Annotated in this window: 19 protein-coding genes; 3 read left to right on the top strand and 16 right to left on the bottom strand. The window is 37.8% G+C overall.

Going from position 1 to position 20,175, the window contains the following annotated elements; translation table 11 throughout:
* Positions 1-69 precede the first annotated feature (69 nt).
* Together PLH43_RS08595 and PLH43_RS08590 are read right to left on the bottom strand one after the other, a co-directional pair.
* The gene (locus PLH43_RS08595) at positions 70-1,608 is read right to left on the bottom strand and encodes a YifB family Mg chelatase-like AAA ATPase (protein WP_324362089.1); all 1,539 of its coding nucleotides are present in this window, start codon (positions 1,606-1,608) and stop codon (positions 70-72) included.
* 429 nt (positions 1,609-2,037) lie between these two features.
* On the bottom strand, positions 2,038-2,382 hold the full coding sequence (locus PLH43_RS08590) for a hypothetical protein (RefSeq protein ID WP_324362085.1): 345 nt from the start codon (positions 2,380-2,382) through the stop codon (positions 2,038-2,040).
* Positions 2,383-2,867: 485 nt separating this feature from the next.
* Here PLH43_RS08590 and PLH43_RS08585 point away from each other — a divergent pair, with 485 nt between their 5' ends.
* Entirely contained in the window at positions 2,868-3,284 is a 417-nt protein-coding gene (locus PLH43_RS08585; protein WP_324362082.1) for a hypothetical protein, read from the top strand.
* Between the two features lie 7 nt (positions 3,285-3,291).
* On the opposite strand, the gene PLH43_RS08580 is transcribed toward PLH43_RS08585, so the two are convergent.
* The 14 genes from PLH43_RS08580 to murA all read right to left on the bottom strand — a co-directional run bounded on the left by PLH43_RS08580 (position 3,292) and on the right by murA (position 17,614).
* On the bottom strand, positions 3,292-5,121 hold the full coding sequence (locus PLH43_RS08580) for a methyl-accepting chemotaxis protein (protein ID WP_324362080.1): 1,830 nt from the start codon (positions 5,119-5,121) through the stop codon (positions 3,292-3,294).
* 172 nt (positions 5,122-5,293) lie between these two features.
* Positions 5,294-5,734, bottom strand: coding sequence for a hypothetical protein (locus PLH43_RS08575; protein ID WP_324362078.1), 441 nt, complete (start codon positions 5,732-5,734; stop codon positions 5,294-5,296).
* Between the two features lie 134 nt (positions 5,735-5,868).
* The gene (locus PLH43_RS08570) at positions 5,869-6,636 is read right to left on the bottom strand and encodes a cohesin domain-containing protein (RefSeq protein WP_324362076.1); all 768 of its coding nucleotides are present in this window, start codon (positions 6,634-6,636) and stop codon (positions 5,869-5,871) included.
* 91 nt (positions 6,637-6,727) lie between these two features.
* Positions 6,728-8,587 (bottom strand): 6-hydroxymethylpterin diphosphokinase MptE-like protein, encoded by a 1,860-nt coding sequence (locus tag PLH43_RS08565; RefSeq protein WP_324362074.1) that lies wholly within the window; start codon positions 8,585-8,587, stop codon positions 6,728-6,730.
* A 57-nt stretch (positions 8,588-8,644) separates the two neighbouring features.
* The gene (nrdR, locus tag PLH43_RS08560; RefSeq protein WP_324362071.1) at positions 8,645-9,100 is read right to left on the bottom strand and encodes a transcriptional regulator NrdR; all 456 of its coding nucleotides are present in this window, start codon (positions 9,098-9,100) and stop codon (positions 8,645-8,647) included.
* Between the two features lie 134 nt (positions 9,101-9,234).
* On the bottom strand, positions 9,235-9,495 hold the full coding sequence (locus PLH43_RS08555) for a YlmC/YmxH family sporulation protein (RefSeq protein WP_324362069.1): 261 nt from the start codon (positions 9,493-9,495) through the stop codon (positions 9,235-9,237).
* Between the two features lie 206 nt (positions 9,496-9,701).
* The gene (sigG, locus tag PLH43_RS08550) at positions 9,702-10,475 is read right to left on the bottom strand and encodes an RNA polymerase sporulation sigma factor SigG (RefSeq protein ID WP_324362067.1); all 774 of its coding nucleotides are present in this window, start codon (positions 10,473-10,475) and stop codon (positions 9,702-9,704) included.
* Between the two features lie 161 nt (positions 10,476-10,636).
* Entirely contained in the window at positions 10,637-11,371 is a 735-nt protein-coding gene (gene sigE, locus PLH43_RS08545) for an RNA polymerase sporulation sigma factor SigE (RefSeq protein ID WP_324362065.1), read from the bottom strand.
* Between the two features lie 52 nt (positions 11,372-11,423).
* Positions 11,424-12,317 (bottom strand): sigma-E processing peptidase SpoIIGA, encoded by an 894-nt coding sequence (spoIIGA, locus tag PLH43_RS08540; RefSeq protein WP_324362064.1) that lies wholly within the window; start codon positions 12,315-12,317, stop codon positions 11,424-11,426.
* Positions 12,318-12,553: 236 nt separating this feature from the next.
* Positions 12,554-13,651: a cell division protein FtsZ gene (gene ftsZ, locus PLH43_RS08535; RefSeq protein WP_324362062.1), complete on the bottom strand. Its 1,098-nt coding sequence runs from the start codon at positions 13,649-13,651 to the stop codon at positions 12,554-12,556.
* A 327-nt stretch (positions 13,652-13,978) separates the two neighbouring features.
* On the bottom strand, positions 13,979-15,220 hold the full coding sequence (ftsA, locus tag PLH43_RS08530) for a cell division protein FtsA (protein WP_324362060.1): 1,242 nt from the start codon (positions 15,218-15,220) through the stop codon (positions 13,979-13,981).
* Between the two features lie 167 nt (positions 15,221-15,387).
* Complete coding sequence (locus PLH43_RS08525) at positions 15,388-15,765, bottom strand: small basic family protein (protein WP_324362058.1); 378 nt, start codon at positions 15,763-15,765, stop codon at positions 15,388-15,390.
* A 15-nt stretch (positions 15,766-15,780) separates the two neighbouring features.
* On the bottom strand, positions 15,781-16,641 hold the full coding sequence (locus PLH43_RS08520) for an FtsQ-type POTRA domain-containing protein (RefSeq protein WP_324362056.1): 861 nt from the start codon (positions 16,639-16,641) through the stop codon (positions 15,781-15,783).
* Positions 16,642-16,654: 13 nt separating this feature from the next.
* Positions 16,655-17,614, bottom strand: coding sequence for a UDP-N-acetylglucosamine 1-carboxyvinyltransferase (gene murA / locus PLH43_RS08515; RefSeq protein WP_324362087.1), 960 nt, complete (start codon positions 17,612-17,614; stop codon positions 16,655-16,657).
* Between the two features lie 229 nt (positions 17,615-17,843).
* On the opposite strand from murA, the gene PLH43_RS08510 reads away from it, so the two are divergent.
* Together PLH43_RS08510 and PLH43_RS08505 are read left to right on the top strand one after the other, a co-directional pair.
* Positions 17,844-19,247 carry a MurT ligase domain-containing protein gene (locus PLH43_RS08510; RefSeq protein WP_324362054.1) on the top strand — a complete coding sequence of 468 codons (1,404 nt, stop codon included), beginning with the start codon at positions 17,844-17,846 and terminating at the stop codon, positions 19,245-19,247.
* A gap of 1 nt (position 19,248) precedes the next feature.
* Positions 19,249-19,995, top strand: coding sequence for a glutamine amidotransferase (locus PLH43_RS08505; protein ID WP_324362052.1), 747 nt, complete (start codon positions 19,249-19,251; stop codon positions 19,993-19,995).
* Positions 19,996-20,175 lie beyond the last annotated feature (180 nt).

The raw sequence follows: 20,175 nt of genomic DNA, 5'->3' as shown, positions 1-20,175 counted from the left end.
CAGCCTGGCATCTTCTTTTTCAAAGATCATTTTGTTTCATTACAGGAATGCTCATTATATCTTATATATTCAACCATCCAACCATTTTCTCCTGTCTAAGCTCCTGTACTGTATTGCTTCCAACAAATGATTCGCTTTTATATCCTCGCTTTCCTCCATGTCTGCTATGGTACGGGCAACTTTTAGTATTCTGTTATGCGCCCTTGCGCTAAGCCCTAACTTGTCAAAAGCATTTCGCAAAATTCCTTTGCAATTTTCATCCAGCCTGCAAAATTTATTGATAAGTGAAGGTGTGAGCTCTGCGTTTGAAAAAATGCCAAGCCCTTTATACCTTTCCTGCTGTATTTTTCTCGTTCGATTTACCCTTTCCCTAATAACGCTTGAACATTCTCCTTCCTCCTGACTTTCTAAGTCCTTGTATTTTACCGATGCAACTTCAATGTGCAAATCTATTCGGTCCAAAAGGGGACCTGAGATTTTTCCAAAGTACTGCTGAATCTGCTTCGGACTGCAGGTGCACTCTTTTTCATTATCAAGGTAATTTCCGCATTTGCACGGATTTGCAGCACATATTAATGTAGTCCTTGCAGGATAGGTCAAAGTGGCATTAATTCTCGAAATGGTCACCACTCCATCTTCCAGAGGCTGCCTTAGCACCTCCAGGGCATCTTTGTTAAACTCCGGAAGCTCATCCAAAAACAGTACGCCGTAATGGGCAAGGCTGATTTCGCCGGGTTTCGGTATTTTTCCTCCTCCTATCAAGCTAACATTCGATATCGTATGGTGTGGTGCCCGAAAAGGCCTTTGGGTAATAAGGGAAGTATTTTTAGGCAAAGTCCCGGCAATGCTATGAATTTTTGTAACTTCCAGAGCTTCTTCAAACGTCATTAGAGGAAGAATTGTAGGAAGCCTTTTAGCAATCATTGTCTTGCCACATCCCGGAGAACCTATCATGATGCAGTTGTGCCCGCCGCTGGCTGCAACTTCAAGAGCTCTCTTGACAGTCTCCTGCCCCTTTACATCCGAAAAATCCACATCATAGACGAGGCTGCTTCTAAAAATCGATTCAATATCTACTTTATGTCTCTCAATCTCCACAGCTCCGTTCAAATGGTTCACAACATCCCTTATATTTTTTGCCGGAAGCACATTAATATCCTTTACAACCGCCGCCTCATCCGCATTATCCACGGGTAAAACTATGTTTTCCACACCGTTTTTCTTAGCACACAAAACCATGGGAAGAATACCCTTTACAGATTTTATTTCACCGTCCAAAGAAAGCTCTCCTAAAAAAGCATACCTGTCAAGATTATTGGCGTTTATCTGTTCCGTTGCCGTCAATATTCCCAAAGCTATCGGCAGGTCAAAAGCAGAGCCTTCTTTTTTCTTGTCGGCAGGTGCAAGATTAACTGTAATTCTCTTTATCGGAAATTCAAAACCTGCATTTTTTATAGCAGCGCGAACTCTCTCCTTCGATTCCTTCACAGCAGTATCCCCGAGCCCTACCATGTCAAAAGACGGAATCCCATTGCTTATATCCGTTTCAACAATCACAACATATCCATCTATCCCCATTAAGCCCATACTTTTTATTTTCGAGAGCATCTCTCCCCACAACCTTTCAACCCTATATCCAAATATCGCCACATAATTATACCACAACCTGTACAAATTCTACATCTTTTTTAAAAATTTGTTTTCTTTATTTCATAATTTATAACTATAATTTTGTGAATTTACAATATCAAAGTTATTGCAAAACGTCCTATATTTTCAGACACACATTTAGTTAAAAATTCTATACCTTGCGTCCTATATATAAAAAAAGATAGCCTGTTAAGGCCATCTTTTTTTATATATTGATTCTATCAGAAGTTAGTTGAATAACCTTAGAGAATGTCTAAAACTTTATATATAAGAAAATAAAGAATCTGCTCCTTAGATTTTATTTTGTAATTCTTGCCAAGAAGGAAATTACCTTTCTTATACACAAAATTTTAGACATTTTCAAAAGTTAATTTTATACATTTCGTATTAATTTCCAGATTTATACCATAATTTTTCTTTTTGCCCATTATAATAATAAATAATAGTTTCGCAACCAAAATCACTTTTGTGCTCTTTTTCCTTTATTTTTGTATTAAATACCATTGGTTCATCCGTGCCATCGTTATCATTTACCCTTAGATTCCATCTTTTGCCGCAACAAGGACAAGATTGTGAATAATTTTTGGTTATCTTTATTGCTTTACTAATTGCTTCATTTGCATCTCTTGCCTCAATAATCACAAATCTTGCAACATAATCATTAATTATAAAATATCCTCCTGAATTATTTTGTCTAAATGTAAAAAATTTTGTATTAATTGTTCTATCCATAATTTAATTTCCTTTCCAATAAATTTTACTAATTGATAATCTCGCATCTGCAACAAATGCAAATAATTTTTCTATATGAGGAATTTTCTCCGTATACTTTTGCTTTAAGTGCTTTTTGTTTTAAATCCATAAGTTAGCCTTCAAAATGTATTATGATATACATTATTATATCACAATTACCAATTAAATCAAATTGGCATTTTATTTAATTTGAAGAATATAATACCATTAATCTGTATAAGTATTATAAACCTATTCCCTTTAAAGGAAAATGTCGTTTAAAATGTCACCTTATATTTTTTTACCCAAAGCACATTAATATCTCTTGCAATCGGTGCATCATTTGAATTTTCCATAGGAAACCGGTAACCATTTTATGAATATAAAGCTATGATATATTAAGGTCAAAATATACCGCTATATAAAAAACACATTATTGAACATATCCTTTGAGTTTAAAATATTGCTACCGGGAGGAATATTGGATGTTTTTTTTAAGAAGACCAAGAAGAAAAAAGAACAAAATAAAAGAAATCAGGCCAAAGCCTGATTGTGAAGCAATTCCTTCTATTAAAAATCCATTATTATCAGAAAATGCACGTTTTTCAGCCCATATGGCAAATTACATAGGTGAAACAGTAACCGTTTTTGTTGAATCGGGAGGAATCTCAGGAGCCGGTTTTACAGGAATACTTTTGTTCGCAAATGAAGTGTACATAGAGCTGGTTATATCCATAGCCCCGCCACCGGCATGCTCATTGAATAATCTTTGCATTACCCATCCTGATTTTCCATGCGGAATCGGGCACTTTCATCCCCCAAGCATCCCTCTTTACAATGCCGGAGCATTTGCCGTGATTCCCGTAGATAAGATTATTTCCTTTGCACATAACAATATTTAATTTCAAATCACACTAGCCTTTCAAAATCGATATCTGCCTTGACATTATTAGTTTTATTTCCCATGCCGTTGTCTTTGCCTTTTACCAAAATATTAAGCTCTGAAACCATACGCAATATTTTTTCCGCCTGAGCCTCCAATTCCTGGGCAGAAGCAGAATTTTCCTGTGCTGCCGCAGCATTTTGCTGTACCACCTGTTCCATCTGAATTATAGACTGGGCAAATTGCTCGGCCCCGTTTGCCTGTTCATCGCTTGCAACGGATATTTCCGCTACAAGGTTGCTGACTTTTTCCGCATTTTCGTTTATCTCTTTGAATGAATTGCCAACCAGTGCACTAATTTCCACTCCCTTGGCGGACAGAGAAATATTTTTCTCAATTATTTCCGCAGTATCTTTTGCTGCTTTGGCACTTCTTTGCGCCAGATTTCTGACTTCTTCGGCAACAACCGCAAATCCTGCTCCGGCACTTCCCGCCCTTGCAGCCTCAACAGCGGCATTTAAAGCTAAAATATTGGTCTGAAAAGCTATATCATCTATAACTCTTATTATTTTTGCCATTTCATCACTGGATTTTTTAATTTCATTCATCGAATTGTTCATATCTATCATATGTTTATACCCTTCATCCGACGCCCGTGCGGTTTTTTCGGACAAAGCCGATGCTGTCTTTGTGTTTTCGGCATTCTGTTTTATCATGGTTGAGTTCTCCTGCATTGTTGCAGAGGTCTGTTCAATTGCCGCCGCCTGCTCGGCACTTCCTTCCGCCAATTGCTGACTCGTCATTGCAAGTTGGGATGATGTGGACAATATTAAGCGGCTGGATTCATAGAGGTTTTGAGCCAAAGCCAATATTTTTTTGTTTAATTTTCTTGTCGAAGCTAAAAAGAAGAGCATGAAAAAACTGAAAATTAAAAATACTAATGCAATGTTAATGACAATTTGCATCTGCTCTTTTCTTGCCACACCGTCAACATCAGATTTTTTTATTAGCGATATTACCTTGTATCCCCAAGGTTCATACTCTTTTTCTATTATACTCCACTCTTTTGTATTCTTGTCTCCCTTAAGCACGCTAAATATTTCCTCATCTTTCATATCTCCCGATTTTGCCACTACTGTTTCATTCATGTCCATAATTATGTAGCAATCGTTTTCAAATTGCTTTTTGCCTTGTATAATTTTTGACAACACCTGCATCTGGTCCGCCGGAAAACCCACATACCATATTCCGATAATTTCACTGTTGGAATCATACATCGGTTCATAGCCTGTAAAATATTGCTTGCCCAGTATATCAACCATTCCGTAGAAAGGCTTTCTGTTGACTATATTTTCAAAGGCCTGTCCATTTTGGTCCAATACAGTACCTATTGCCCTTGAACCGTCCTCCTGCTTTACATTTGTACTTATCCTGACAAATTCTCCGCTCTTGGCCTTGGCAAAAATAGTCGCAGTTCCTCCGGTTTCACCGGCTATTTTATCCACCAGTTCATAATTTCCAATTACAGGTTCTTCTCCTAAAAACAATTGGGGAACAGTCTTTCCCGAAAAGCTAATCTCCTCTCTGATATTCGGTGTTCCAATTGACAAGCCTGTTCTTATCAAAACATTCATACTTGATTTTACCAGTTTGGAATAAAGTTCATTAATAGTATCCATTTGCTCTATAATTATATCTTGAGTTTCCCTCACAACGCTTTCGCCCTGAGCCATCTTCTTATTATAAACCGAGTTGCTCTCTTTTATCGTAAAACCAAGAATCATAACTGCAGCAATAAAATACATCAGAACAATTCTGGCAATACTTCCCTTAAATTTATTAAAAACACTTTTCATAATTTTGCCTCCTTTGGTATCAAAATCAACAAATTTGTAGTTGTCTTTTGCTTTTTATTACTACTATCATTTATCGTCAAAATTCATCTATTGAACTATAATTAAAACATTAATTTGAATAAAATAAATAAAAAAAACCGGGAAAGTTCCCGGATTTGGTGTTTTTAATATATCAAACTGCATTATGGACAAAGGATACTATGTTTTCTATAGGTATGTCTGTTACCGAACCGACTGTATATACAGGATAACCGTTCCATCCGCCGGCAGTTATTGCACCGTTTTCATTGGCAGGAAGTATCGGGCCGTATCCTTTTCCATATCCTGCAGCATAGCCCCCGCTTATGCCGCATCCACCACCCGAAGGTGCAATGCCTCCTCCGTATTGATTTCCCACATTAAATCCTGTACATGCGTTACCTAAAGCACATCCCGGAGGCGGACCGATTCTTGTTATCAGTCTTACAAAACAGTCGTTAACGGAAAGAATTACTCCGGTAAAACCTGCTCCCGACTCTCCTCCGCTTTTAGTGAATATGGTAACAGTCTCTCCAATATAATTTGAAAGTAATGCTGATAAGCTGTTCGCCGACAACCCTCCAAATTTTGACATCACTCTCTCCCCTTTCAATGTGCAACCGTCTTTCTATATCTTATGTTAACTACAGCTGATGTGTTACAAAAAAATAAAAAAGAGAGAGCTTTTAAGCCTCTCTTAATTTTGAATTGTTGCATATGTATTATAAACTATTTCTCAATCTCCACTTTAGCTTCTTTAAATGTTGCAAGTATAGTATTTAAATCATAATCACAGAAATTGCTTTCGCCAAAAGTAATTAAACTAAACATCTTTGATGCTTCGCTTTTATTAAAAACATCAGATTTTATTTTAATAACCAATTTTGCAAATTCACCGTCAGTTTTTATTGATTCTTCGCCCTTTTGACTTTCATCAACAAAGAGCATAATTATTTCAGAATTTTTTGTAGCTACGTTGTAAGCGAAATTAACATCGGGGTTTGTAACTATACTTCCCGGTTCCACTTTTAGAACTTCTACAGCTTTGCTGTCATAATACAGACTCAAATTCAGAGAGTCTATTCCCTGGGCCGGTATATTTTCAAATTTCAAAGGTATTTCCACAGTATCTCCGGGTTTTGCTTTAACTGATTCAAGTGCAACATCCAGAATATATTCTCCGGTGCCTGCTTCATGGTTTATAATAACCGGTGCAACATCTTTTTCTTTGTCATTTTCCGTCATTGCCACTTCCACACGTCTTTGCTGCTCGTTCCAGACTACATCTACTCCCAGCACGTCGCCAATTGCTTTAAGCGGTAAATATGTTCTTCCGTTGATAGCGACTATAGGGTCTTGAGATTGGAACTCCTCTCCTTTTACAAAAACATTAAACGTTGCCCTTAATGCTGTCCATTGATTTGTTTCGGCAGCATAAGCAATTAAACATGTACTTGCCAAAACAATTACAACTAAAATACATAAAGCTTTTTTCATCCTATGCACCCCACTCTAATATAATTTTTTTGAAAAGTAAGATAGTTATGCAACAATGTAAAAACTTTGACACAGCATTGACAAGTAAAAACTACTCACCCTCAAAGAATCTTTTTAGCTTGTCAAGGCTTGTGCTCAGTTTTTCATTCTGACTAAGGATGGCGTTCACATATATGTTTTTTATATCGTCATATTTCGTTAATATCTTTACCGCTCTTTCCACCTCCGCTTTTATAAGATAGAAATCAATTTCCACAAGATTTTTAAGAAGGGAATGGTATATAGGAGACTCAAAAACCCTGTCCGACATTTCATTTATTGAATTAACAGCCTTGATAAACTTTGAGCGGTTTTTTGACGGATGATAAACATCCCTCCTTAAGTATTCCGCCGTCTCAAGCTGTCTTTTAGACACCTCATCAAGCCTTCTTATCTCTTTTTGAACATATGCTTTGTACTCCTCAATTTTTGAAGCAGTCGAATCGTCAAATCTTCCTTCCTCATGCAGCAGCTTGATATGCTGCTTAATGCCGGCTTCGGATAATTTACAGCTCTTTAGGGCAGCCTCAAGAGTTTCATTTCGGGCATGTAGAATATTGAGTCCTCCTTCAGTGGCATTTATTATTTCAGTCCTGCCCTCTATTTTCTCAAAATATCCTTCAAACCAGTTTTTCATTGCAAGAAACGGCCGTGTGGTATAGACTTCGTTTCCGTATATATCTTTAGCAAGAATATATCCTCTTTTTTGAACATCTACCACATCGTTTACGACTGTTCCCGGCGCCTCACCTGCATACATACTTCCAAAGGTAAATGCCATGTCTTGACCGATAATTATTATCGGGTCACATCCCATTTTAAACAAAATATCGAAGCAGGTATTGGCAACCGACGGACCGCTCAAGAAAAAGTCCGACTTTATATTGGCATACTCAAAGAAACCTGCCGTATACATGTCAACAGGATAATTCATAACAAATTTGGGGCCGGTATAACCCTTTACAGAATGTATGGAAACCTGGTTCGAATAGATAAAATAGATGTCCTTGTTCTTTACGTTCGAATGTATTTCTCCTTCTTTATCCCCCGCATCTATTCCCACCATAAAATGCGGTGACAAATCAAAGCTTTCCATAATCCGCACTGCTGTTCCTGCCGCCATGATAACACATTTGTCCTCAAGGCCCTTTAAAAGACGGATGTTTTTTTCAAGGGAAGGCCCGGCCGATACCAATACTCCGGGAATGCCTTTGAATTTACCCACCAGTACTCCGGCATCGGATGCTTCAGAAATCTTATTAAGATTCTTTATATTATTGTGCACCCACAGCTCTCCAAACTTTCTCCTGGTCGCAATATCCACAGTAAAATTGTTTGCAAGCTTTATAAAGCTGTCCCGAAGCTTGTCCCACTTCTCGGGAAACATCTCGCCATATACCTCAAAAGGCTGCACCTGAATTCCGCCCTTTTCCGTATCCCAAAAAAGGGAGTTTATCTTCTCAAGGATAACATCCAGGTCTTCATCCACAATGATTTCTGCCTTTTTAATAACCGGTTCGAGATTTCTTATGCAGACAATCTGATAAAACAAATCAATATTGGGCTCAACAATAATTACTTTTTTATTTGGAAAGCTTGTAAGAAGAACTTCAAGGTGAAATGCCATCCCCATTCCAAAAACAATATCTGCCTTGTTGGAAGGATCAATATATTTATCAATCCATGCATAGGCCTCATTAATCGGGTTTTCATGGTCACAGAGCAAAAAGTCTTGTCGCGAACATCTTACCATAATGTTTATTATCAGATCATCCTGGCGGGCTAAAAGTATTTTTTCCACCGAATTGTCCTTCGGAACATACTCTCCCTTAATGTATTTGTCAATTTTTTTGTATGTATCAGGCTGATACTCCTTTAAGAGAGACAGATTTCTATCCAGCACTTCACTCATGGGCAATCCCTCTTTCCTCTTTTGTAAATTGAATTTATTGCTTTAGTCCAAATACTCCTATTTCTCATTTAAAAGCTTTCTAAGCTCGTCCATAAATGTATTTATATCCTTAAATTGCCTGTAAACCGATGCAAACCGCACATAAGCCACTTCATCCAAGTTTTTCAGCTTTGCCATTACCATTTCTCCGATATCCTTGGAGGTAACTTCCCTCTGCAGGGAATTGCAAATCTGACTTTCAATGTCTTCCACCAGTTTTTCCAGCTGAGTAATGGATACAGGTCTCTTTTCACACGCCCTTAAGATTCCGTTTAAAAGCTTCTCCCGGTCAAAGACCTGCCTGCTCTTATCCTTTTTTATAACCATAATTGGAAGACTCTCAACCTTCTCATAAGTGGTAAACCTTTTCTGGCACTTGGAGCATTCCCGTCTCCTTCGTATTGCCGAACCTTCATCCGTCGGCCTTGAGTCGATAACTTTATCCTCAATAAAACCGCAATATGGGCACTTCATTTCATACCTCCTTTGACGATTATTATTTGAAATCTGAATTTTATGTAAATAATTTTCCATTATGCTCTATATCTTATTATATATAATAATACACTATAAACCGTTTTAAATAAATACCATTATTAATTTGGCGATTAATCAAAATGTTTTCTTATAAACCTGTCATCCATTTCCACCAAAATAATATCTTCGCCAATCTTTTTTATTTTTTCCCAAGGTATGACACATTCGTTGTCTTTTCCGATAAGCCCCAATAAACTTCTTCCGCTGGGGATTACAATTGCTTCAACTTTTCCGCTTTGGAGATTTATTTCCACATCCCCCACAAATCCAAGCCTTCTTCCGTCCTTTATATTGATTACTTCCTTCTCCCTAAAGTCAGACGTCCTGTTCATGGTTTCACCACCGTATATTTCTATTTTTAGCCTCTATGATAATATATGACTTTATAAAAAATGATATGTTAGAAGGATTTTTGTCCCATTAATTAAGGAGCCAGAAAACAGCAAATACTTTTCACTGTTTCTTGACTCCTTAATATTTGTTAAAATCTAAATTTCCGGCCCTGTTTTTTTATAGAACAGGTAATTTTACGAAAGCCCTAAATATATTTTCTCATGTGCATGAGCGCAGTTTTCTCAAGTCTTGAAACCTGTGCCTGCGATATTCCGATTTCTTCGGCAACTTCCATTTGAGTTCTGCCGTCAAAAAAGCGCAAGTTTAATATTAACTTTTCCCGGTCATTGAGTTTTCTCATGGCTTCACTTAGAGCTATACCTTCAAGCCAGCTTTCATCATTATTTTTCTCGTCCTTTACCTGATCCATTACATAAATTGCATCTCCACCGTCATGGTATACAGACTCAAACAGAGAAATGGGATCCTGTATTGCATCCAAAGCAAACACAATATCTTCCTTTGGAAGTCCCAGTTCTTTGGCTATCTCCTCTATGGTAGGCTCTTTTGAATTCTTGTTGGTAAGCCTTTCCTTTGCCTGAAGCGCTTTATAGGCAATATCTCTCAAAGACCTGCTCACACGAATGGAGTTGTTGTCCCTCAAATATCTTCGGATTTCCCCAATTATCATGGGAACTGCATATGTTGAAAACTTGACATTCTGAGTAACATCAAAATTGTCAATCGCTTTTATAAGACCTATACATCCCACCTGAAAAAGGTCATCGACATATTCTCCTCTATTGTTAAATCTTTGTATGACACTTAACACAAGTCTAAGATTTCCCTTTATAAATTCCTCTCTTGCCGAGGTATCTCCATTATGCATTCTTTCGAAGAGAGCTTTCTTTTGTTCATTGGTAAGTACTGGCAGTTTTGATGTGTTTACACCACATATTTCAACTTTATTGACTAGCATAGAAAAAACCTCCCGGCAATAATTTAAAGTCAGTATCATTATTGCCACAGAGGTCATTTTTATACTGCTAAAAAGACTACAAAATTTCATAAAAACACCTTGACAAACCCTGTAGTTATTGCAAATTCTAACACCGAATTTTTACTTGTATTTTTTTACAATTAGACCATCCTGCTTATCTCTTTTCTTAGTCTACTGATAATTTTCTTTTCCAATCTGGAAATATATGACTGAGAAATTCCAAGCATATCGGCCACTTCTTTCTGGGTCTTTTCAACTCCGCCGTTTGTAAGTCCAAACCGAAGCTCCATTATCTTCTTTTCCCTTACGGACAGCTTTGTCATTGCCATTGCAAGAAGCTCCTTGTCTATCTCGTCCTCAATGCTTCTATGAATAAGGTCGTTCTCTGTTCCGAGAATATCCGAAAGAAGCAGTTCATTTCCGTCCCAATCCACATTTAGCGGTTCATCTATTGAAATCTCTGTCTTCATTTTGTTGTTTCTCCTAAGGTACATAAGTATTTCATTCTCAATGCACTTTGACGCATATGTGGCAAGCTTTATGTTCTTGTTAGGGTTAAATGTGTTAATAGCTTTAATAAGACCTATAGTACCAATGGAAACAAGGTCCTCCACCCCTACTCCGGTATTCTCAAATTTTCTGGCAATATACACCACAAGCCTTAAATTTCTTTCTATCAAAATAGATTTTACTCCAAATTCACTTTCTTCCAGCTTGCTTAAAAGATAGTTTTCCTCTTCGCTGCTAAGCGGCGGAGGAAGAGAGTCATTGCCTCCTATGTAGTAAATGGGATAATTGTTGTAAAGCTTTAGTTTACCTAAAAAATTAATATACCTCACCATCAATGAAAGCTTCCACTTCCTAAAAAACACCATACAATATACTCCTTTCATAAAAAGTTTATGTTCGCAGAATAAAAACTATAACCTAAACCAACTCCGGGCTAAGAAGTGCGTTGTAGTTATTGTTTTTTGACAGCGCCCTGTTGTAAATACCGATAATTACATCCGTTATCCCCTTCTTCTCCGTATTGTCTCCCACCTCAATATAGTCAGGTCTGAATCCAATCAGCATTCCATTCTCCTTTCCCAGTGATGTAAAGGGTATGAGCCTGAATCTTGATATCCACCTGGAGTCGGATACAATTTTAGTCACACTGTCCAGGTCGTTTTCCTTGGATTCATCGAAAATGCTTTGAATCTCCATGGGCAATATATTCTTTATGGCATTAAACTCTACAACCACCACAGGAGAATTGGTTAAGGGGTCATAAAGGGAATTGCCGGTATCCACCAAAGCAAACAGTTCGGTAGTGCCGTTTCCAAAAGCTATCTTCAAAGGTATCAGAAGCTTTTCCTTCGAGATTCTTTGCTGTACTATGTCCCAGAAAATCCTAATAATTATGCCGACAGTTGCCACGGTAAAAAAGAGGGTGGTTCCTTTTGAATTCCATATGTACACTATTCCGTTCCTGACAAATCCCCCCGTTTGATTTAAGTAAAGAAATGCAAATGCGGCTCCTGCAAATATAAATGTTGAAACATAGAATACTGCCAGTGTTTTGATGAAAGGTACCAGCTTTGCCGGAGAAAAAGCTATTGCAATAATTAAAAGGGATAAAGCAAATTTGGCTAAAGAAGTATAATATATCTTTAAATCAGGCATTAAAAGCAGCACAACTACATATGCCGCTCCCACAACAGAGCCCAAAAACAATCGCAAATGAGATACTTTGAGCCTCATAAACTTGGCTGTAAGCAATAGGATAAGATAATTCATGACAATGTTTTCCATAACCAATACATCAATGTATATTTTCATTCTCTCGACCCCCAAATCAGGCAAAAGCTTAGAGAAAATTATTTTTATAGTACCTTACATAAAACACTTTCCTAAATAACATATATGCAAAAGCATGTATTTTTATTATTGATTATACAAATAAATTTATATTTATTTTGTAAAACGAAAGTATAGAACAAAAAAAATCTTATGACAAAAAAACGCAGGAGTATATCCTTTTCGATATACTCCTGCGCTCTATTGTTAAAATGTGTTTATTTAAATCTGTTTCTTCTTAAGAAAGTCGGTATCTCCAATTCATCCGATCCAAGCTGGTTTGATGAAGCCCGTTCGTTTGAAGATGTAGAAGAAGGTGCCTTTTCTGCCACAACAGGCTTGTCAGGCTTCTTAATTGATGGAACTTTGTCAAACCCTGTAGCAATTACAGTGATTAGAATCTCATCTTTTAGATTTTCGTCGATAACAGCTCCGAAAATAATATTTGCATCAGGGTCAGCAGACTTTTGCACCAATTCGGCCGCAGTATTTACTTCAAACAATCCCAAATCGGCACCGCCGGTAATATTGAGGAGAACTCCTCTTGCTCCTTCGATAGATGTCTCCAAAAGGGGACTTTGGATAGCCTGTCTTGCAGCCTCTTCGGCCCTGTTGTCGCCGGATGCCCGTCCGATACCCATATGGGCAAGACCGGTATCAAGCATAATGGTTTTGACATCTGCAAAGTCCAAGTTTACGAGACCCGGTACCGCAATAAGGTCGGATATACCCTGTACACCTTGTCTTAATACATCATCCGCAATCTTGAATGCATCGACAATGGAAGTCTTCTTTTCCGCCACCTGAAGCAGCCTGTCATTTGGTATGGTAACCAAAGTATCAACGGTATTCTTAAGATTTTCTATACCTCTTTCTGCATGCTGCATTCTCTTTCTGCCCTCAAACATAAAGGGCTTTGTTACTACTCCGACAGTCAGAATTCCCATTTCCTTCGCAATCTCTGCAACTACAGGAGCAGCTCCGGTTCCCGTACCTCCACCCATACCTGCAGTTACAAAAACCATGTCTGCACCTTTTATTGCCTGAGCAATTTCATCTCTGCTCTCATTGGCAGCCTTTTCACCGATTTCGGGATTAGCTCCCGCTCCAAGACCTTTTGTCAATTTGTCTCCAATTTGAATCTTTGTATTTGCTTTTGATAAAAATAAAGCCTGTTTATCAGTATTTACTGCAATAAATTCCACTCCACGCAATCCGGCAGTTATCATTCTATTAACAGCATTATTTCCTCCACCACCAACACCTATAACTCTTATCTGGGCAAATTGTTCCATATCAATATCAAACTCCAGCAACTTAAGTCCCCCTTTTTCATTCGTAATAGACAAACCTATATTGAGTTTCTATGCCAATTTATAAAGATATCATTCAAAAGTCAATTATTGGGTAACATTTATTCCCTCAATATTTAATAATATATTAATATTGGAGATTGTGCAAGATTGTATTTTAACTATCCCATCCAATACTTATAACTTGAAATACACATTTTGGATTTAATTTGATATATTAATCGGTAAAAATTAAAAAAAGTTTATATACAAATTTTAAAAATACTCATATTAAAAATAATTATACTAGAAATCGTTAAAAATGTGTATTTAAAAAATAGAACTAATCTGTCAAAATAATCCGTTGAAAAGACTGGCAAGCTTCTTGAAAAAGCCATATTCCCTTTTTGACTTCTGTTTGTTGTGCCTGTTGCTCTTGGTACCGCCGCTTTTTGCCTCGGACTTAATCCTGTTTGCAACATATCTAATCGTTGCCATTGCAGTTACATGCTCGGCATTTTTTACTCCCAGCGACTTGTAAGACACAATTCTGACGGGCAACCCAAAAATTTCCTTTGCCGATTGAATAGAACCGTCAATATATGAAATGCCGCCTCCGGCCAGTACAATTCCTCCGGTAAACCCGTTTAATATTCCCTCTTGCTCAAGCCTTTCCATGCACAGTGAAAATATTTCCTGAACCCTGGCCTCGATTATTTCAACAACTTCGGAAACTTTAATTGTCCTTTTGGTATTCTCGCTAAGCTCATTTATTGTAATGTCATGGTCGTTGTTAATAAGGGATGTTAAAGCCAAACCGTATTCCCTTTTTAGTTTTTCAGCATCACTCAATGATACCTTGAGCCCGATGGATATATCGTTTGTTATATGGTCTCCACCAACGGGTATGCAATCATACAGGACGAGACACTTGTTTTTGAACACGGATATGTTTGTAACTCCTCCACCTACATCGATAAGAATTGCACCCATATCTTTTTCTTCAGGATTTAAAACCAAATCTCCCACCGCCAATGATTCTGCAATAAAACCGTTCACTTTGACATTGGCATTCTCGAGACTTTTAACAATATTATTAAATGTGGTGATTTTACCAACCACAACATCCGCTTCAAGCTCAAGCTTTACTCCGGCCATACCGACAGGATCAACTATTTCATCACAACCGTCCACAATATACTGCCTCGGAATAACATCAATAATCTGAACATTCTCGGGAAGCTTCACATCTTCCACTCTTTTTAATACTTTCTCGACATCATCGGATGTAATCTGACGGTCTTGCCTTAAAATATCAACGGAACCCCTGTTAAAAAATACGTCGACATGGGACCCCATGACATTCACATAAACATTCCCAATTTCAATATTAAGCAAGGCTCTCACCTTTTGAATGCAACTTCTTAAAGCATTGGAAACACTGTCTATGTCAACAATTACCCCTTTTTTGACACCACTGCACGGCTCCATTGCCTTGCCCAATACTTCAACATCACCGTTCTCATCAATTTTCGCCACAATGGCACATACCTTTGTAGTACCTATATCAATACAACTAATTATATCGTCCACTTATGTAAACCTCCTATATGCCAAAGCACGAATACAATCAAGTGCGATACATTATTAGCAATTCTTTATTCTCATTGACCTTGACATTCTACAAAATTTTACTTTTTCAAAATCGAACATTTTCTTTATACTATTTTATATTTAATGACATTTTATATGAAATTCTGTTAAACTTCTTTTGGATCTATCATATTATCTTTTATATTATCTTTTTTGGTGTACTTATTCAATAGTAATCTTCGAATAACGGCAAAATTTAAAAACAGCCTGTTTCCGAAAGCAAATATCGCAGCAAAATAAATCTGTATCCCAAGCTTGTCCCCTATATAAGTAAGTGCGGCAGCCAAGAGAGCATTACCGAAAAAGCCCGAAAGGAAAATCCCCATGTCAAACTTCTTTTGCATGGTGGATACCACACCGCCGAAAACAGAGTCCAACGCTGCAAGAATTGCTACCGCTACATAGCTTGAGTATTGTTCGGGAATATTGTATGGTATAAACACTCCAATCAAAATTCCAACTATTAAGCCCAATAATGGAATCATTCCGCTCCTCCCTCTCTAATCTGGTATAAAACTCGGATGTTCACCCGATGCAAAATCCAACAACCCTTTATCTTCCTCTGTTAATTGGAAGAAAAAAATTTCTCTTAAGAAATTGATTCTATATTCACTTATCTCCTTGTAATTCCCAAGATTAACTAGCACCCTGGAATCAAGATAGAGTTTAATATTGTCAATATCAGATACATCAATATAGTTTATAATATTCTTAATGCTAAATTCTCTGCCTCTTTCTCCTGCATTGGCATCAGCCGACGTAACAACCTCCAACACTCTGCGGAAAGCCTCAATGTACCTTGCATCACGAACCGGTAAAGCTTGTCCTAAGGCGTAGCCGTCACAATCTATTCCTTTTATGACAGGCAGTTTTCCATCCTCCGCATCACTGCTTAGAGTAAGCACAAAGCACTCATTGTCAATCACTATGTTTGAACCCATATAGGGCACCAAAGCAGCCGCATTTCTTTCGCTTACTTCTATTCGAACCACACCAGTAAAGTCTATTCTTACTGTCGCGCTCTTTAAAAACGGACATCTTTGCAGTAACAGTTTCTCCGCATCAATCGATCTGAAAGTAAGAATACCCTTTAGATCTACACTGTTGGACTTAAACCAGTTATTACCTATTATCAAACCTGAAGCTTCAATCACTTCACTGCTATTATAATGCTTATTGCCATAAACTTCAATGCTCTTTACAGAAAATAATGGTGATAAAGCCAAACCTACCAAAATAGCCGCAAGAATTACACAAAACAATAGAAATTTAAAAAAAGACAGTATTCTTCTCTTCTTTTTTCTTTTGTGTTTTTTTGGCGGTTGATACTCTGAACCGATTGTTATCTCCTGTACCTTCAATAGACTTACCCCTTTATTCTTCTCTTTTAATTATAGCTCCAACCATGGAAAGCTTTCCCTCAATATTTTCATAACCTCTGTCGATATGCTTTGTTCCGCTTATTATAGAAGTACCTTCAGCGGCAAGTGCTGCAAGAACCAATGCAGCTCCTCCTCTTAGGTCCCTGGCTGTAACAGTTGCCCCGGTAAGCCTTTTTACCCCTTTAATTACTGCCAGTCTTCCTTCCAGCTTTATGTCGGCTCCCATTCTCAATAATTCCTCAACATGCTTGTATCGGTTTTCAAATATGGTCTCAACAATAATGCTGGTTCCCCTGGCAACCGAAAGCAGAGAAACAAACTGCGACTGCATATCAGTGGGAAATCCGGGGTAAGGCAGAGTCCTGATTATGTCTATGGCCCTCGGCTTGCTAGGACCGGAAATATGTATATTATTTCGTTTTATATTAATCCTGCAGCCGCTTTCCCGAAGATATGACACTACGGACGATAAATGTTCTGCCGAAACATTTTTGAGATTTAAATCTCCACCGGTAATCCCTGCCGCCACTAAATATGTACCTGCTACTATTCTGTCGGGTATAACAGTGTGCTCAACATTATTCAGTTTCCTGTTTGTTCCTCTTATCGTCACGGTACTGGTTCCTGCCCCCGATACGTCTGCACCCATTGCTACAAGGAAATTCTGAAGATCTACGATTTCAGGTTCCTTGGCCGCATGCCGTATAACAGTCTCGCCTTCGGCAAATACCGCTGCCAGCATTATATTCTCCGTGGCTCCCACACTGGGAAAATCCAGTTGAATCTCACATCCCTTAATTTTATCCACTTCGCAGTATAAAAAACCGTGATGTGCATCATGCACCTTGACCCCCATCCGTTTTAGAGCCTTGAGATGAAGGTCAATCGGACGCGGACCTATTTCGCAACCACCCGGGTGGCTAACCTTATTGTACCATAGATAAAGATTTATAAATCAACTTTTAAATGAAATACAATTATTATATACTCTTTACTCACTATTTTAACATTTAAAAAATTATGTATCAAATGTTTTTTAATGGCGGCGCTTTTGATAAGTATATCAAATAATTGTTTATGGAAATACTTCCTTCAAGAAAAATTTTGTTCATAACTAAAATTCTTTGTGTTATAATTTTAAGGAAATTAAGCAAAAATACATTAAAAAAGCAGGGATTCAAATGAATATAAGACTTACTTTTACAATAATAATTACGAAATTCCTCATTTTTATGCTCAGAGTTTTAAAAAGCGGAGGAACCTCCCTTCCCGGAAAGGTTGCACGTAAAATTTATCCGGACATAATGAAAATAATTTCAAAAGATTTTAGAATTATAATGGTTACCGGAACCAACGGCAAAACCACTACTACCCGTATAATCGGAAAACTTTTAGATGAAAACAATATTGAGTACATCACCAACAAATCGGGAGCCAATCTTGTAAGCGGTGTTATTACCACTTTTATCGAATCTGTGAATGTTTTCGGAAAGAGCAAGGCTTCCACAGCATTGCTGGAAGTTGATGAAGCAGCATTTAATGTGGTAACCGACTATGTTCAGCCGGACATTTTGGTAGTGACAAACTTCTTCAGGGACCAGTTGGACCGGTACGGTGAGCTTTATACCACTTTAAACAATGTCAGGTCAGGTATCGAGAAATCACCCAATGCCAAGTTGGTTTTAAATGCCGATGATTCTTTGTGCGCGTCCCTAGGTCACAATATGGACAGAGAAGTTTTATACTACGGTTTTTCCGATGAAGCATACACCGGTAACAGTACTGTGGTAAACAGTGATGCAAGCATTTGCCTTTACTGCAAAAGCAAATATGAATACTCCTATCATGTATACGGCCACCTTGGAGGATTTTCCTGCCCCAACTGCGGATATATGCGCCCTACTTCCAAGGTAACCTGCGTAAAGATTAACGAGCTTAATACTTCGTACTCCGATATCATATTTGCGTTGGGCCCTCTAAAAGAAAGCGGCGAGCCGGTATCTTACAATGCCAGGATTAATCTTCCGGGACTTTACAACATATACAACGCACTGGCTGCAGCCTCATTGGGACATCTTTTAGTTTTTTCGCCGGACAGCCTTGTAAAAGCCATGGAAAGCTTTGAATGTGGCTTTGGACGAATGGAAACTATCCAAACCAACGGTAAAACCATAAAGGTGATTCTGGTTAAAAACCCCACAGGCTTCAATCAGGTTTTGAGCTATCTTCTTACGGAAAAGCAAAATACCCAGATAGCCTTTGTTATAAATGACCGTCTTGCAGACGGTACCGATATTTCCTGGCTCTGGGATGTTGATTTTGAGCAGCTTCAGCAAATGCAGGGCAATGTATCTTGCTTTTATACTTCAGGAATCCGGGCGGAGGACATGGCTGTAAGGCTTAAATATGCAGGAATACACAGCGATAAAATTCAGATTGAAAAGGACTATGAAACGCTTTTAAATAAAGCTTTGGACGCAATTTCAGAAGGGCAGAATCTTTACATCCTGCCCACCTATACTTCAATGCTTGAAGTAAGAAGCCTTTTGGAGAAAAAATTCGGTTTAAAGGAGTTCTGGAAATAATATGTATGAGTTAAATATTTGCCATCTATACCCCGACCTTTTAAATTTGTACGGCGACAGGGGAAATATAATTGCTTTGAAAATGCGCTGCAATTGGCGTGGAATAAACGCAAACGTTTCAAACATATCCATCGGAGACAAGTTTGATGCCGAAGCCTACGACATTATATTTTTGGGCGGCGGTCAGGATTATGAGCAGGAAATGATCCAAAACGACCTTCTAAACGAAAAAGGAGAGGAAATCAGAAATGCCGTAAAAAATGACAAGGTATTTTTGGCTATTTGCGGAGGTTATCAGCTCTTAGGCAGTTATTACAAGACCTGGGACGGTAAAGAAATTCATTTTCTAAATGCTCTTAACTTGTGGACGATAGGCGGCAAGGAAAGAATGATCGGAAACTTTGTGTTTGAATGTGATTTTCTTAAGAATGACAACTATGACGGAAAAATCGTGGGCTTTGAAAATCATTCGGGAAGAACCTATTTGGGACCTGAAGTAAAGCCTCTCGGCAGGATTGTAAAAGGGTACGGAAACAATGGAGAAGATGGTTTTGAAGGAGCTATTTACAAGAATGTTTACTGCTCTTATTCCCACGGAAGTCTGCTCCCTAAAAACCCGGCTTTGGCCGACCATCTTATTTCTATTGCCCTAAAACAAAAATACAAGGATTTTGAGTCGCTATCTATTATTGATGATAAATTTGAAAACTTGGCCCATGATACAATGGTTAAAAGAATAATTGGGTGACCTTAAGATGGTAATAAGGTTACCTTTTTATCTTTTCTTTTATCAACTGCGTGGCTTAAATAGATTTTATATAATTAGTGTTGTGCACTAAAAAGTAATAAATTGTATTACTATAATGATACCAGAATGATACCAGAAATTAAGACTGACAAAACAGCAGAAATAAGTTAGAATGGAATT

This window comes from Acetivibrio sp., assembly GCF_035371925.1.
GTDB lineage: Bacteria > Bacillota > Clostridia > Acetivibrionales > Acetivibrionaceae > Hungateiclostridium.
Note: the sequence above shows the minus strand (reverse complement) of the source record. Positions and strands in the feature narration are given on the sequence as shown.